This is a genomic window from Magnetococcales bacterium (assembly GCA_015228935.1).
Lineage (GTDB): Bacteria > Pseudomonadota > Magnetococcia > Magnetococcales > DC0425bin3 > HA3dbin3.
This window is the reverse complement of the sequence record JADGCO010000007.1, coordinates 1-14,289: the sequence shown is the minus strand read 5'-3', so window position 1 is coordinate 14,289 and position 14,289 is coordinate 1. Positions and strand designations below refer to the sequence as shown.

16 protein-coding genes are annotated in these 14,289 nt (G+C 55.6%); 9 read left to right on the top strand and 7 right to left on the bottom strand.

Features of this window, described 5'->3' with window-relative positions:
* Positions 1–570, bottom strand: a 570-nt coding sequence (locus tag HQL65_03475) for a polymer-forming cytoskeletal protein (protein MBF0135273.1), incomplete at its 3' end; no start/stop codon positions are given.
* A gap of 367 nt (positions 571–937) precedes the next feature.
* On the opposite strand from HQL65_03475, the gene HQL65_03470 reads away from it, so the two are divergent.
* The gene (locus HQL65_03470) at positions 938–1,144 is read left to right on the top strand and encodes a hypothetical protein (GenBank protein MBF0135272.1); all 207 of its coding nucleotides are present in this window, start codon (positions 938–940) and stop codon (positions 1,142–1,144) included.
* A 987-nt stretch (positions 1,145–2,131) separates the two neighbouring features.
* Here the strand turns inward: HQL65_03470 and HQL65_03465 are convergent.
* Genes HQL65_03465 through HQL65_03455 form a run of 3 tightly spaced genes read right to left on the bottom strand, consistent with a single transcriptional unit; the run spans position 2,132 to position 5,590 of the window.
* Positions 2,132–3,280 carry an ATP-binding protein gene (locus HQL65_03465; protein ID MBF0135271.1) on the bottom strand — a complete coding sequence of 383 codons (1,149 nt, stop codon included), beginning with the start codon at positions 3,278–3,280 and terminating at the stop codon, positions 2,132–2,134.
* A gap of 37 nt (positions 3,281–3,317) precedes the next feature.
* On the bottom strand, positions 3,318–4,496 hold the full coding sequence (locus HQL65_03460) for an acetate/propionate family kinase (protein ID MBF0135270.1): 1,179 nt from the start codon (positions 4,494–4,496) through the stop codon (positions 3,318–3,320).
* Between the two features lie 59 nt (positions 4,497–4,555).
* Positions 4,556–5,590, bottom strand: a complete 1,035-nt coding sequence (locus tag HQL65_03455) for a bifunctional enoyl-CoA hydratase/phosphate acetyltransferase (protein MBF0135269.1) — start codon at positions 5,588–5,590, stop codon at positions 4,556–4,558.
* A gap of 121 nt (positions 5,591–5,711) precedes the next feature.
* Here HQL65_03455 and HQL65_03450 point away from each other — a divergent pair, with 121 nt between their 5' ends.
* From HQL65_03450 to HQL65_03415, 8 genes are all read left to right on the top strand, one after another.
* Positions 5,712–6,458, top strand: a complete 747-nt coding sequence (locus HQL65_03450; GenBank protein MBF0135268.1) for a hypothetical protein — start codon at positions 5,712–5,714, stop codon at positions 6,456–6,458.
* A 134-nt stretch (positions 6,459–6,592) separates the two neighbouring features.
* Positions 6,593–6,859, top strand: a complete 267-nt coding sequence (rpsP, locus tag HQL65_03445; protein MBF0135267.1) for a 30S ribosomal protein S16 — start codon at positions 6,593–6,595, stop codon at positions 6,857–6,859.
* Between the two features lie 3 nt (positions 6,860–6,862).
* A complete protein-coding gene (gene rimM, locus HQL65_03440) occupies positions 6,863–7,387 on the top strand; it encodes a 16S rRNA processing protein RimM (GenBank protein ID MBF0135266.1) in 525 nt (174 codons plus the stop codon).
* A gap of 78 nt (positions 7,388–7,465) precedes the next feature.
* The gene (trmD, locus tag HQL65_03435) at positions 7,466–8,230 is read left to right on the top strand and encodes a tRNA (guanosine(37)-N1)-methyltransferase TrmD (GenBank protein MBF0135265.1); all 765 of its coding nucleotides are present in this window, start codon (positions 7,466–7,468) and stop codon (positions 8,228–8,230) included.
* Positions 8,231–8,572, top strand: a complete 342-nt coding sequence (rplS, locus tag HQL65_03430; GenBank protein ID MBF0135264.1) for a 50S ribosomal protein L19 — start codon at positions 8,231–8,233, stop codon at positions 8,570–8,572.
* Positions 8,573–8,844: 272 nt separating this feature from the next.
* Complete coding sequence (locus HQL65_03425) at positions 8,845–9,405, top strand: hypothetical protein (protein ID MBF0135263.1); 561 nt, start codon at positions 8,845–8,847, stop codon at positions 9,403–9,405.
* Positions 9,406–9,619: 214 nt separating this feature from the next.
* Positions 9,620–11,050: an HU family DNA-binding protein gene (locus HQL65_03420; protein ID MBF0135262.1), complete on the top strand. Its 1,431-nt coding sequence runs from the start codon at positions 9,620–9,622 to the stop codon at positions 11,048–11,050.
* 31 nt (positions 11,051–11,081) lie between these two features.
* Complete coding sequence (locus HQL65_03415; GenBank protein ID MBF0135261.1) at positions 11,082–12,806, top strand: hypothetical protein; 1,725 nt, start codon at positions 11,082–11,084, stop codon at positions 12,804–12,806.
* A gap of 30 nt (positions 12,807–12,836) precedes the next feature.
* Here the strand turns inward: HQL65_03415 and HQL65_03410 are convergent, their stop codons facing one another.
* From HQL65_03410 to HQL65_03400, 3 genes are all read right to left on the bottom strand, one after another.
* A complete protein-coding gene (locus HQL65_03410; protein ID MBF0135260.1) occupies positions 12,837–13,136 on the bottom strand; it encodes a hypothetical protein in 300 nt (99 codons plus the stop codon).
* 32 nt (positions 13,137–13,168) lie between these two features.
* On the bottom strand, positions 13,169–13,624 hold the full coding sequence (locus HQL65_03405) for a CBS domain-containing protein (GenBank protein MBF0135259.1): 456 nt from the start codon (positions 13,622–13,624) through the stop codon (positions 13,169–13,171).
* A gap of 143 nt (positions 13,625–13,767) precedes the next feature.
* Positions 13,768–14,142, bottom strand: coding sequence for a hypothetical protein (locus HQL65_03400; GenBank protein MBF0135258.1), 375 nt, complete (start codon positions 14,140–14,142; stop codon positions 13,768–13,770).
* Positions 14,143–14,289: the final 147 nt, after the last annotated feature.

Here is a 14,289-nt window from a genome sequence, read left to right as displayed (position 1 = left end):
TTCCTTGCTTGATTGGGGGGTCGGTTCCTTGATCCGGCTCTCCCCGGCAAAACAACTTCCGCGCTCGACCATCATGATTGTTGACAAAACCTGTCCGGTGACATGACCGCCAGCCAGGATTTCAATCTCATCGCACTCCGCCTGGCCATGAAAATAGCCAAGGATCACGAGTTTCCGGGCACGGAGAGTCCCTTCGACACGTCCGGTTTTGCTGATGGTGACAAGGTGTTCCGTGACAATCTGACCGTCCACGTCACCATCCACCTGCAACGTGCCACGCGCTTCCATCTCGCCTTTGATCCGGGTTCCAAAGGCAATGACTGTTGTCTGGCCGGTATCGACCTCGGGTGGTCCGCTATTGGCCGCTTGCATGGGCGATGCAATTTTGCTGATGGTGTTGCCCTTGGATGGTCCTTCCCTGGATGACTCACCTTGGGTGGGCGGCTCAATTTTGGCGGATGGCTCAATTTTGGCGGGTGGCTCAATTTTGGCGGGTGGCTCGCTTTTGACCGCTGTCACGGGTGAGGCAATCCTGGGTTGATCATCTTTATTCTTGTTAAAAAATGCCATTTTGCCGCCTCACCTTGAATAATCTGGCCCATGAATTGTCCCGGACAGGATTGAATTCGATCCCCGGTCGCTCCCAACCTTGATACATGACGTTGCGCAAAAAAGAAAGAGGGATCCTCGGGTCGTACCGTGGGGGGCAGGAAATCGGTCCCGACGACAAAATATTGGCAAAAGCGCCAACAGGTCGGCATATGCGAATGTTCTTTGTCCCGGACGGGCCTTGCCACAGGACCTGTCATAAATGGCAGGAAAATTGCGTGACAGTCGCCAGGTGCCGGGTTTCCCCAGGGATGCGGGATTGCCCCGGCAGGTTAAAGGCCGGTTTTTTCAATGGATTGGCCTGATTTCCAAGGAGGGAGAGTGACCTGTGACCGTGCATGAACTGCAACAAATCGCGGGATGTTTGTATGGAGAAGGCCTGATTCCGCCTGTCTATATCCGGGCTCTGGCCAGGGATCTGCAAACGTCGCAAGCCAATGTGCGTGGCTGGTGGCATGGCTCCGGGGATGGAATCCCGGCCAGCACCAAAGGGACCCTGGAAAAACTCCAGGTCCAACGCGGACGCCTGCAATAATTCAGTCCCCCAACCAAGTTGATTGTCATGATTCCCACCCCGAATCACCCTCGCCGGTGGGAAATCGTTTCTGGGCAGCCCCGTCAGTTGTCTGGACGGGGCTTTTTTTTCCCGGGAGAGCCTCCCTGTTTGAGTTCAGGGTCTATTTTCCAAGTTGGCACAATAATTTCATACAATAGGACAAAAGCCGGAGGGCAGGGATGGCCCACCGTCAAGGTCTCAAGGATGAGGACGAGACACATGCTTTTGAAGAGGAGTGACAGCGATGAAATGGCAAGAGTGGCTGCGTCTCTGGTTGGTTCATGTTCCCGGTGGGGTGTTGCTCTATTGGGTGACGGTGCAACCGGTGTTGATGTTGATGCAGCAACAGGTCCTGCATCACTGAACTCTTCTGCGGGGCGCAAGGATTGCGGCCCCGGGCGTTCCAGGGAAGGAGCGCCGCTGGTTGGTCAGGTACAATGGATCACCGACGGCAGGATTGTGGCGTCGTCGGCCCGGCGGCCTGCCCGGAAAAGGTCACGGATGGCCTTTTCAAAAGGTTCGTTCCAGGAACCGGATGTTCCAGAACGGACAACGCAGGTGTGGGGTTGACGGGGAACCACTGGGGTCGGCGTCCAAGGAAGGACGCCGACCGGGTTCCGCCGTTTTCGTTCAACCCCTGAAACCGGGAACCCTTCCCCCCAGGTTTTCCCAGGTATTGAGCAGGGTCGCCAAACTGGGCAAATGCCCTGTCGCCCGGCACCGTCCGGCCAGTTCCTTGAGTGGCTGTCTAATAACTTGTTGATTTCAAAAAAAACGAATGAAAGACTGGGATAGAGGTCCAGGAGGAAGGGCTGTGCCCTTCCTCTTGGCGGGGTTTGGGGCGGATCCCCAATAAAATCTTTCTTTCCAATTTTTTTTATCCGAGAGTTCATGGACAGCCTCTGCGATAATTCTCTTCGAGTCGAGTACCGCCCCCGGACGCGATTTGCTGTAGAAAATACGAATTCATTGAATGCCCTCCCGATAGCTTTCCGAATTAAGGAGCAGGAAGAAGCGATCCATTGAGGAGGCTGTTTGCAATTCCGGGATTTGTTGGGCATTGCGGATCGTGACATTACTGCCTTGACGGGTGACCACTTTCCAGCAATTCCAGGGTATGTTGTTGATCACATAGGGGTGATGACTGGTCAGGAAAAATTGTATTTCTCCCTGACGTGTCCTGACGGCTTCTGCAACCTGTGGCAGGCAGTTGACGCCTAAACTGTTTTCGAATTCGTCAATCAGAAAGACAGATCCTTTTGGAGCCAGGAATAATTCCAATATTATCTTTAACGTGCGGAGCATCCCTGTCGAGATATCTTTACCAGATATCCATTTATCAGTATTGATTTCCTTGATTGCGATGAAATAATAACCGTCATGGATGTTATGCTTGTTTTTGAATGAAATAGTTTTTTTTACAGCGATATCTTCAACAAACGGAAATATGTTTACAAAATCATATTTAATTTCGTTAAAATGATCAACAAATTTATCTCGCATGCAAAAAAACTTAATAATCAGAGGAGTGTTTACATCTGATTGAATGTCGAGTAGTGTGTTGTATGTTGGTATTTTGCAACCGTAGTCAACACTATGCCAATTATTGATTTCATTGCTTGCGTTTATTCTTTTAATGGTTCTGTAAATTTTACTTATGCCAGGCTCGTTTCTTAAAATTGAAATTGCGCTTTCTGTCCATTTTAATTTTGGTAAAGGCATTTCGTTAAATAAAAATATTCCCTCTGAATAATTTCTTGAAATGCACAATGTTTCATTTAATTCGATTGACTCGTATAAAAATATGGGACTTCTGAGAAGTCCTCTGGGCGAGTTGTCTGTTTCTGGAATTTTGCAATTTGTAGAAGTATTTGCTTTCCAACGATAATGTTGGCCATCAACATTGAAACTGATTGCCCAAGAACAATCAGAATAATCATAATATTCATGCAAGCCATCCATACCAACGATGCCTGCCCGGCAAATTTTTTGTATTGCCTTGAGAAGTCTGCTTTTTCCAACACCTGAGATTCCTACCAGCAGATTGAGGGTGTTGAAACACGTTTCCTGCAAATGCCAATCACCATCATGTATTTCAAGGGACGTGATGGTCATGGAGAATTCATCTCCTGTAAAATATTGAATCTATTGGTCAAGATTGTTTGGTTTCACTCAGGGTATCCCGGGTATGGATGGCGATCATCATTTCTTCATTGGTGGGGATCATCCAGGCGGAAACCGGACTTTCCGGGGTGGTCAGGCGGGGACCACCGGCGGCATTGGCGACCGGATCGATCTGCATGCCCAGCCAGGCCGAGGCGGTGATGAGGCGCTGCCGGATGAGGGGGGCGTGTTCGCCGATGCCGGCGGTGAAGACCAGGCCGTCGATCCCTTCCAGGGAGGCGGCCAGGGAACCGATTTGTTGCCGGATTCGATAGATGAACAGGTCCACGGCCAGGATGGCATTGGGGTCGGAGCTGTTCAGGAGTTCCCGCATGTCGTTGCTGAGGCCGGAGACCCCCAGCAGGCCGGAACGGTTGTAGAGAATCTCCCGGATTTCATCCAGGGACAAGCCGCGTTCCTGGGCCAGAAACATGATGACGCCGGGATCGATGGAGCCGCAACGGGTCCCCATGATCAGGCCATCGACGGTGGAGAGGCCCATGGTGGTTTCGATGCCACACCCATCACGCATGGCACACATGCTGGCCCCGCTGCCCAGATGGGCCACCACCACCCGTCCCCGGGCAATTTCCGGGGCCACCCTGGGCAACACCCGGGCAATATACTCGTAAGAGAGTCCATGAAAGCCGTACCGGCGGATTCCCGAGGCGGTCAGCTCCCGGGGTAGCGGAAAAATGGCGGCCACTGGGGGTTTGTTGGCGTGGAAGGCGGTATCGAAACAGGCCACCTGCGGCAGGCCGGGATAGATGCGTTCCAGGGCACGGATGGCGGCCAGGTTGTGGGGTTGGTGCAAAGGGGCCAGGGGGGTCAGGGTGGCCAGTTCCTGGAGAATATCGGGCGTGATGCGGACCGGCTGCCGAAAATGGATGCCGCCATGCACCACCCGGTGACCGGCGGCATCGAGCGTCGTATGGCTTTTCAACCAATCCAGCAAAAAACCCAGACAGGCTTCATGCCCAATACGTTGTTCACCCAGATCCAGATCCCTGGCCAGGGTTCCCTCCGGGCCATGGGCAGCAAACCGGGGCCGGGTGGTGATGCGTTCAATCTGACCGTACAGGGTACGCCGGGGTTCATCGCGATCATTCGCAAAGACGGTAAACTTGAGGCTGGATGAACCGGCATTGATGACGAGTATGGTGGGCATGAATGAACATCCTGGGCAACGATGGTCGGCGGAACTGCACACTTCGAAACAGACGCGGCCTAGAGCAAATCCTTGGCGGCTTTTCTGGCTCGGCGTTGACGGGCTTCCACGACACGAACGGCCACGGCGCAGGAGGCAAGGCGGGTGTGGGCCTTGTCCGACCGGCTGGTCAGGATGATGGGCACCCGCGCCCCCAGCACAATCCCGGCTCCCTCTGCCTTGGCAAAGTAGGTCAACTGTTTGGCCAGAATGTTGCCGGCTTCCAGGTCTGGCACGAGCAGAATGTCGGCATTGCCAGCCACCGGACCCTTGACTCCCTTGGTCTTGGCCGCTTCCACGCTGATGGCATTGTCATAGCCGAACGGACCATCCACCAGGCCGCCGGTGATTTGCCCCCGATCCGCCATTTTGGAGAGGGCGGCAGCCTCGATGGTGGAGGGCATGTCGGGATTGATGGTTTCCACCGCCGACAAAATGGCCACACGCGGGTTGGTGATGCCCATGTCGATGGCCAGATCGATGGCATTTTGACAAATGTCTCTTTTGGTCCACAGATCCGGGTAGATATTGACTGCCGCATCCGTGATCAGAAGCGGGCGGGGAAAATCGGGAATGTCCATGAGAAACACATGGCTGATACGGCGTTCCGTGCGCAGACCGACATCCTTGCGCACCACTTCGCCCATGAGTTCGTCGGTGTGCAGGCTCCCCTTCATGAGCGACTCCACCTGACCGGCCCGGGCCATGGCCACGGCTTTTTCCGCTGCATCGTGGCTGTGGGCTACGGAAATCAACTCGAAGGCGGAAATATCCATCTTGGCCTTGTCGGCGGCCTCGCGGATTTTCCGCTCCGGTCCGATCAGGATGGGCGTGATCAATTGCTCTTGCGATGCCTGGACGAGACTCAGGATGGATTCGACATCACAGGGATGGACAACCGCCGTGGTGATGGGATCCACCGGGGCACAGGTTTTGATCAAATGGTCGTAGCGCCAATAGCTGTCCAGAGATTTGCAAAAATCTGCCTGCGGTTCCTCGGCCATGATGGTCTCCTTTCCCTGTAAAATGTTGTTATTATCTGCAACCGTGTTCATATTGGGTGCCAGGGAGTTTCAGCACAAATCGTCGCCCATGTCCAGGGGTGGTGAGAGGGAAGAAAATCGGGTATCGATACCGGGATGGGTGTGGACATAACCAGTTACAGAGGGAATGACCATGCGAATATGGGTTGCTTTGTCGGGTTTGTTGTGCCTGCTTTCCTGGGGAGATGTGCAGGCCGACACCATTGAGGCGTTGTTACAGGGGTTTTATGGACCAGATGGTATTGCCAACAAGGCCGAGGTTTACACCGGCGAAATGACCCGCTGCTGTTTGCAGCGAACCACGGTCGGTGAACAGTCACCCCGGGAAGCCCGGATTCAAAGCCGTTCCCTGTTCCGGAATGCCGAACATGCGGTGTATGCGACGACCATGAGAGCCGGCAATCATGTGAGAGATTGGTACTCCTTTTTGCGTTACGAGCAGGGAGTCTGGAAACTCGGTGCCGTGCGTTGTCTTGCCTTGTACGGTCCATTCTGGATTGTCTTGCAGGAGCTGGAAGGCAAACAGCATCGTTCCGACGACGAGGAGTGGAGGTATCAAAACATGCGCCTGACCGCGCTGGGGGATGTGGAACTGGCCGACTATTTCAAATCCAACAAAGAGCGTCTCACCGACCTCGCCAACCATGCCATGGCCCGACAAACGGCGGCTGTCACCAGGATGGCGCGCCAGCTTTTCCTGACCTCGGCCAAACTGGATCTGGATGCCGGCTGGGTGGAAATCACCATCGGTGGCATCCTGGACAACAGCGTCGGCTTTCTCTTTGTCCCGGATGGCAAACAGCCCCCTGCCATGACCCCCGATGCATACATCATGGTGGAACGGCTGGCAGGCAACTGGTACCTTTTCAAGACGACCTGAAAAGGAACCTTGACGGGGTGAACGACTTCGATAATAATGTAACGCTTTTTCCGGAGTTGGTTTGAGCGGTTTTTCCCAACCACAAGATGGCCGGGCGCTGGTCCCGGATTTTGAAAGGAAACAGAGGACACGGTATGGCTGTACGCATCCGATTGCAGCGGAGAGGATCCAAAAAACGTCCCTTTTACGCCGTTGTCGCGGCGGATCAGAGAATGCCCCGGGATGGCCGCTACCTGGAAAAACTGGGTACCTACGATCCCGGCAAAGAGTCAGACAAGGCGACCTTGAAGGCGGAACGCATCTCCCATTGGCTGGGTTTGGGAGCGCAACCCTCCGATATCGTTGCCAAGCTGATCAAACTGGCCGGCATCCAACCGGTTCGCCCCCAAACCGCACCCTGATCCATGGCAGACCAGGATGTCCGTTGGCTGACGCTCGGGCGTCTGGTCGGTGCCCATGGGGTGCAGGGCGAGGTTCGGGTGCAAACGTTTACCGAAACCCCGGAACGTCTCCTGGAGTTTCCTGCGTGGCATCTGAAACTCCCCTCCGGGTCGCCTCCCCGGAAGGTCTCCGTGGTGTCGGGACGGCGACAGGGCGAAAAAGTGGTCGTGGTGCGCCTGGCCGAAGTGACCTCCCGGGAGGATGCGCAACGTCTCTCGGGTGTCCAGGTGCTGATCGAACGCACCCTCCTGCCCGAACCCGCAGAAGGGGACTACTACTGGGCCGATCTGGAAGGGTGTCGCGTGGTCTCCGAACAGGGCGAAGAACTGGGCAGGGTTCAAGCCATGATGGCCACCGGTGCCAACGATGTGATGATCCTGACCACGCCTGATGCCGGGGAACGGCTCCTGCCTTTCACCCGCGACGTGGTCAAAATGGTCGATCTGCCGCAACAGATTGTCACGGTTGCGCTGATGCCCGGTCTGTAATAAACAAGGAAGGTAACCCTGGTGGATGACCAGCAGAATGCGCCCCTCTGCTTCACCATTCTGACCCTGTTCCCGGATATGTTTACCGGAGTCCTGACCAGATCCATCCTGGGCCGGGCACAAGAGCGCAATGTGTTGTCGGTACGTCTGGTGCAGATTCGGGATTTCGCCCCCCCACCGCACCGACAGGTGGATGATGCTCCTTACGGTGGCGGACCCGGTATGGTCCTCCGCCCCGATGTCCTGGACCGGGCACTGGCTCACGCCACGGCAGACTTCCCGGGACATGTGATCATGCTGACCCCCCAAGGCAAAACCTTCACCCAGAAGGATGCCCAAAGAGTGGCCCGATTGTCCCATGTCGTTCTGGTGTGCGGCCATTATGAAGGGGTGGATGAACGATTTACCCAGGCCCGGGTGGATGAAGAAATGTCTCTCGGGGATTTTGTCTTGACCGGTGGCGAAATTGCCGCCATGGCCGTGGTGGACGCCGTCGCCCGCCTCGTGCCGGGAGTCCTCGGCGATGCCGAAAGCTGCCAGGCAGACTCGTTTTACCAAGGAGTGTTGGATCACCCACACTATACACGACCGTGGAATTGGGCCGGTCGGCCAGTGCCGCCCATCTTGCGCTCCGGCCACCATGGTGCCGTGGCAGAGTGGCGGCGGCGACAGTCTCTGTTGCGAACCATGCTGCGCCGTCCTGATCTGCTGCACGGAGTCTCCCTGACCAAAGCCGAACATCGCCTGGTCAGGGCGCTGGTACAGGATCTGGATGCCATGCACCAGGAATCTGAAGAAAAGAATACGCAGGATTGCGGGATCGACGTTGGGAGGGAAGTCTAAATGAACGTGTTGCAAACATTCGAACAAGCCATGATCAAGGAAATGCCCGATTTCAGCCCCGGGGATACCCTGCGGGTCCACGTCAAAGTCGTGGAAGGCAATCGGGAACGGGTGCAGGTCTATGAAGGGGTTTGCATCGGTCGCCATAACGCCGGATCCCGCTCCACCTTCACGGTGCGCAAGGTCTCCTTCGGCGAAGGGGTCGAACGGGTCTTCCCGCTCCACTCCCCGCGCCTGGAAAAAATCGAGGTCGCCCGCAAAGGACGGGTGCGCCGCGCCAAGCTCTACTACCAGCGTGATCGTACCGGCAAGGCGACCCGCATCAAGGAAAAACGGGACTGAAATCCAAATCCCACCCAAAGGATCCCCACCCCGGCACCTCGCTGCCCGATTTTCACCTGGAAAACGAACTTTTCCAGGCCGGGTATCGGCTGGTTGGCGGCGTGGACGAGGCCGGACGGGGTCCCCTGGCTGGACCGGTGGTCGCAGCAGCGGTTGTTCTCGACCAGGCGACGGCCCCGGATGGCCTGAATGATTCCAAACAACTGACTTCCGATCAGCGGCTGTCGTTGGCGCGGTTGATTGGCGAGCGGGCTGTCGGGATCGGGATCGGCATGGCGGATGTGGCTGAGATTGATCGTCTCAACATTCGTCAGGCGTCGTTGCTGGCCATGGTGCGGGCGGTGGCGAATTTTCGGTGTTGTCTGCCCCGGCCTGATCTCCGGCCTGATACATCCCGGCCTGATCTCCGGCCTGATACATCCCGGTCTGATTTCCGGCCTGATACATCCCGGCCTGATTCGTCCCGGTCTGATTTATCCCAGTTGGGTCCTTTTCAGCCTGATTTGTCCCAGTCTGATTTGTTCCGGCCTGATTTTCTCCTGATAGACGGGCGCGATGTTCCGCCCGCTCTCCCCTGTGCCGCCCGGGCCGTGGTGAAAGGCGACACCCTGAGCGCCTCCATCGCCGCCGCTTCAATCCTGGCCAAGGTCACCCGGGATACCCTCATGGATGACCTGGCCCATGCCTATCCGGGCTATGGCTGGGAACGCAATAAAGGGTATCCAACCCGGGAGCATGTGGCCGCCATCCAAAGCCTGGGTGTGGCCCTGCCTCATCGACGGACGTTCGGTCCGGTCCGTTTGGTTTTGGCAACCGGACGGCATCCGATTTGAACGGACGTTCGGTCCGGTCCGTTTGGTTTTGGCAACCGGACGGCATCCGATTTGAATGGTGTACATTTATTGCAAATAATGAAAAACTGTCCCAGAAACATTTCTGCAAACAGCAAACCAGGTGCCGGGCAGCGTTTTGAGTCATCAATTGAAAAGGTGGTCAACTTCCTGCCTGTTGTGTCCGATTTGCAGACCATGGCCAGGGAAATGAACAATGGACAGGTCGGAACTTATTGAAAAAGTGGCCCAGGATACCGGATTGAGCCTGGATCAGGCGAGCAGTGCCGTCAGGTCGGCGATACGCAATATCCAAAGAACGTTGGAAGCAGGGCAGGATGTCCTGATTGAAGGCTTTGGTATTTTTTCCACCGTTGATCGACAGGCACGTGTTGTCCGGATCCACCATACCGGAGAAGAGATCCAAGTTCCGGCATGCCGGGTCGTCATGTTCACCCCCGAGAGGACCAATTCCGTCCAGCAGGCAGGGGCATCCGGGGACCGGTGGAACATTTGCATGACCCAGGATGACCGCAGATTTCAGGCAGCATCCATCGACCTTCTGTCCCAGGAAGCCGAATACACGGACGCCATCATCGATTTAAGCGCCGACATGATCGTCTCCGTGGATGCCCAACGCAAAGTCAAGGTGTTCAACAAGGCTGCCCAGAAGGTCTACAATTATACGCCACTCGAAATGGCCGACATGTCGATCGCCGCGCTGTACGGTAACCCGGAAGAATTTGAAAAAGTTGGTGAAATGATGCGGACGCAGGGCCGGTTTGTCGGGGAGATCATGGGCCGCAAAAAAAATGGCGAACTGTTTCCGGCCCGGGTCATGGCCTTGCTGTTGCGGGACAAAAATGGCCAAGTGATGGGGGCGGTCGGTTATTCCCGTGACTTGACCGAAGAAAAAGCCGCATCCCTTGCCAGGGAAGAGTTGGCTGTCCTGAAAGCGACCGAAGAAATGCGGAAAGATGTCGATCACATTACCCGGCATGACCTGAAATCTCCCATCAACGGCATCATCGGTTTTGCCGATCTCCTGTTGCAGGACGGTTCCCTGTCGGCGGAGCAAAAGGAATCCATAAAAATCATCAGTGATCTGGGCTACCGGGCGATCAATATGGTCAACCTCTCCCTGGGCATGTTGAAGATGGAAAAAGGAACCTACCAATTGACTCCCGAGCCTGTGGAGTTGTTCTCTCTCATTCGGACGATTCTGTCCGACATCGACAGCCAGATCAAAACCAGGCAGATCGAATTGCGCCTTCAGGCAGGGATGCGGCCTGCTGAGGCTCAGGACACCTGTATGGCTGAAGGTGAGGAGCTGCTCAGTTACTCCATGTTTGCCAACCTGCTCAAGAATGCCGTCGAAGCCTCTCCCAGGAAACACCCCATCACCATCACCGTGGCCAGTGAGGCGATGGCGACCGTTGCCATACACAATTTCGGGGTTGTCCCGGAGGCGATACGCGCCCGGTTTTTTGATAAATATGTGACCGCCGGCAAGGCAACCGGAACCGGTCTGGGAACCTATTCTGCCATGCTGATTGCCAAAACCCAGAAAGGGGAGATCCGCATGCAGACATCGGAAGCCGAAGGAACCACAGTGACCGTCCTGCTGCCGCAAGGTAAAATGGTTTGAATTCTGAATTCTGAAATCTGGTGATCCTGCCATGTTGCAAAGAGATTTGGTGAAACTGGACCAGTTTGCCCAGGGTGCCCTGCGCCAATTGTTTACCACCCTGAACGACATCGAACTCCTGGGTGAACCCGACCCGGACAAGTCCACGGTAGCCAGAAAGAGAATTTTTAATACTTTTCGTGAGATCCATGACGCGGCCGATGCCATTGACCGGGAGAACATTCGCCAGTTGAGTCATCTGTTGAAAACCCTGGCCGAACAGCTCCTTTATCAGGATATCCTGCCCAACGCATCCAACATGGCGGCTCTGCGTGCCGGGACGACCTTGCTGCGGAGTCTCCTGATCGATAATGCCATCAGTGGTGCCGTGGATATCGAGGCCGAAGCCGGTGCCCTGCGGGCTGCCATTGCGGGAACTTCCCTGGATCCGGAAACCGAGGATCAGGAAACCTGGAAAACCATGGTTCAGGAAACCCGGGATCAGGAAGCCGGGGCCGACGAAGCCGGGGATACCATGGATCGCAAGGCCCGGGAAGCGGAAGCGCTGGCTGCCAAGGCTGCAAGAGCCAAGGCTCGTGAAGCCAGAACCCGCGAAAAGCGTGCGCGTGCCCGGGAAGAACAAACCAGGCTTGGTGAACGCCAGCAGGCTCTGTTGAATCAAGAGAAACGGTTTCCCCGGGTGCTTCTTGGAGTCCTGACGGCGGGCGGATTGTTCGGGGCTTCGTTTCTGGCGATGGTCAAGTACCAGGAGATGCAAATAAAAGATCCCAAACCAGTCATCGCAGCCGGATCCGGGTTGGTGTCCCGCGTGACCTTGCCGGATTCCAGTCATGGTGCTGGTTCCGGTCTCATTTCTGGATCTGGATCTGGTCCTGGCTCGGTGCCGGTTTCGGGTCCAGGTTCAAGTCCCGGTTCCAGTTACAGCCCAGGTCCCAGCCCCAGTTCCAGTTCCAGTTCTGGTCCTGCTCCTGGTCCCACTCTTGGTCCCACTCCTGGTCCTGCTCCTGGTCCCACTCCTGGTCCTGGTTCAAATCCCATGCATGGCATATCTGTTCCATTGTCTGCGGACTCGGGAGTCAGGCCGGAGCCGGTCATCCCGGATCCTGGTGCGGGTTCGGTCAATACGAAAATGGCCACATTGTCAGCGGACTCGGGAGTCACCAGACCGGAGCCGGTGATCCCGGATCCTGGTGCGGGTTTGGTCAACACGAAAATGGCCACATTGTCTGCGGAGTCGGGAGCCAAGCCGGAGCCGATCATCCCCCCGGTTTCTGGGGCAGGTTCGCTCAACAAGGTCGCTGTCCCGACCTCACATTCCGGAATGGCACCGTTTTCCCAATGGCTCAAACCGATGAACCGGCTTGTCACATCTCCCTACCAGACAATGACACCAGGCAAGGGACAATCAGCAGGGCGTTTTCTCTATCAGCTCGATGAAAAAGGGGATCTTGATTTTTCCGTCGAGCAACTGATGGGATCGACAGCATCGCGTCCCGGAGACTCTTTCACCCTGACTGCCGAAAATCTGACCGAACTTCGGGTGGTGTTTCAGGTTGAGCCTCGGCAAGCCTACATGTTCGAGGTCAATGCAAACGGCCACGCCAGCGTACCAAAGGCCTTTTGGCAAGCCTTCCTGCGCGTCAGCAAAAGAGCCATCAGCCTCAGCCGTGTGGTGGGCCTTGATGGAGGGGCTGTGCATCTGCGCGACCTGGAGGCCGTTCCGGCAGATTATATCGCCCGACTGGAGAAGCCGTAACCCGTGCTGCTTCTGCCATTTTTCGAGGCATCACACCCTGTCCGCAAATACCTCATCCAGTGATCCGGCAACAGAAATTCGGAGCGACCATTCTTCCAGAACGGCCAATTCGGCCCTGGCCATTTTTTCAACAGCCCAGGCTGGTACCTGACCAAAGCGACTTTGCAACTGGCGCGTCAACATCAATATGATCCCATCCCGCAAACCTGCCTGCCGTCCCTCCTGAAAACCTTCCAACTTGCCGATGCCATAGGTCGATTGGACCAGAAAAAAATTCCACTCATCCAGGGTGTCCCGGGCCACATCATTAAAGCGGTTTACCTTGATCAAATAATACTCCGGTGTGTGTGACTGAGGTGCCCTCAACCAGTAATGCCCTGGATGTACTCTCGCATGAATTTGGCTTCACTTTCCAGATCGGCCAGGCGGGTTTTCACCACGTCCCGAATGCTGATCATACCCAGCAACTGTTCGCCATCCATGACTGGCAAATGCCGGAAACAGTGGCCGGTCATGCTGCCCAGAACGGCATCGAGGGGGGTGTCGGGGCGACAGACCACCAGCTTGCGGGTCATGAGGTCACCCACTTTTTGACACAAAATATTCAGGCCCTGTTCGGCAATTCCCCGGATGATATCCCGTTCCGAGATCACCCCGAGAAGGGCCCCTTTTTGATCCTTGACCAGGGCAACGCCGATATTTTTTCCATGCAGAATTTTGCAGACATCCGCGAGCGTTGTTTCTGGCGTGGTGCTGATGACTTCGCCGCCCTTTTCATTGAGAATATCTGCAACAGTCTTGATTTGTTCCTTTTTCACGACAGCCCCCCATTCTTCAGACATTCTTCAAACACAGACCGTCACTGGCAACCATGATCGGCAAGGCATTTCAGGCTTATCGAACGACGACCGTCATTGGCAACCAACCTTGTCAAAGCACTTCCGGCAGAACACAAGAATCGTCAGGAATCCTTGTTGGCAGATCCTTTTGCGGTATCGGCTTCCTCATCCGCATCTTCTTCCTCTTCCTCATCCATTTCGATGCCACCGACCGGGCGTCCCATGAAATCCTTGACTTTTTTGAATAGTCCAAAATTGAGTCGGTCTTCGGCCAGGGCCTCGGCCAGGGGAATGGTGACGGGTTCGAAGCTGTAATGGAGGGGTTCATCTTCGACGATGGCGTCGTCGAGGATGTAAAACTCCTGCTCTTCCGGGAACCACTCTTCCACCTTGAATTTTCTGGGTTCATCGAGTTTGGTCAGGACGGCTTCCCGGTTGCCGAATTCCAGGGTCAAGGTTTGCCCGGGCTTGATTTTGGCGACTTCGATTTGCTCCATGGTGGTGGATTCCCTTTTCGAGGTGGCAGGGGATATTTCTCCGTTAGAGGCTGTCCATTAACCCTTGGATAAAAAAAATTGGAAAGAAAGAATTTATTGGGGCTCCGCCCCAAACCCCGCCAGGAGGAAGGGCACAGCCCTTCCTCC

Excerpts from the sequence above, each read along its gene's own strand:
- HQL65_03465 (MBF0135271.1), bottom strand. The coding sequence starts at position 3,280 with ATGACCATCACGTCCCTTGAAATACATGATGGTGATTGGCATTTGCAG.
- HQL65_03460 (MBF0135270.1), bottom strand. The coding sequence starts at position 4,496 with ATGCCCACCATACTCGTCATCAATGCCGGTTCATCCAGCCTCAAGTTT.
- HQL65_03455 (MBF0135269.1), bottom strand. The coding sequence starts at position 5,590 with ATGAACACGGTTGCAGATAATAACAACATTTTACAGGGAAAGGAGACC.
- HQL65_03450 (MBF0135268.1), top strand. The coding sequence starts at position 5,712 with ATGCGAATATGGGTTGCTTTGTCGGGTTTGTTGTGCCTGCTTTCCTGG.
- rpsP (MBF0135267.1), top strand. The coding sequence starts at position 6,593 with ATGGCTGTACGCATCCGATTGCAGCGGAGAGGATCCAAAAAACGTCCC.
- rimM (MBF0135266.1), top strand. The coding sequence starts at position 6,863 with ATGGCAGACCAGGATGTCCGTTGGCTGACGCTCGGGCGTCTGGTCGGT.
- trmD (MBF0135265.1), top strand. The coding sequence starts at position 7,466 with ATGTTTACCGGAGTCCTGACCAGATCCATCCTGGGCCGGGCACAAGAG.
- rplS (MBF0135264.1), top strand. The coding sequence starts at position 8,231 with ATGAACGTGTTGCAAACATTCGAACAAGCCATGATCAAGGAAATGCCC.
- HQL65_03425 (MBF0135263.1), top strand. The coding sequence starts at position 8,845 with ATGGCGGATGTGGCTGAGATTGATCGTCTCAACATTCGTCAGGCGTCG.
- HQL65_03420 (MBF0135262.1), top strand. The coding sequence starts at position 9,620 with ATGGACAGGTCGGAACTTATTGAAAAAGTGGCCCAGGATACCGGATTG.
- HQL65_03415 (MBF0135261.1), top strand. The coding sequence starts at position 11,082 with ATGTTGCAAAGAGATTTGGTGAAACTGGACCAGTTTGCCCAGGGTGCC.
- HQL65_03400 (MBF0135258.1), bottom strand. The coding sequence starts at position 14,142 with ATGGAGCAAATCGAAGTCGCCAAAATCAAGCCCGGGCAAACCTTGACC.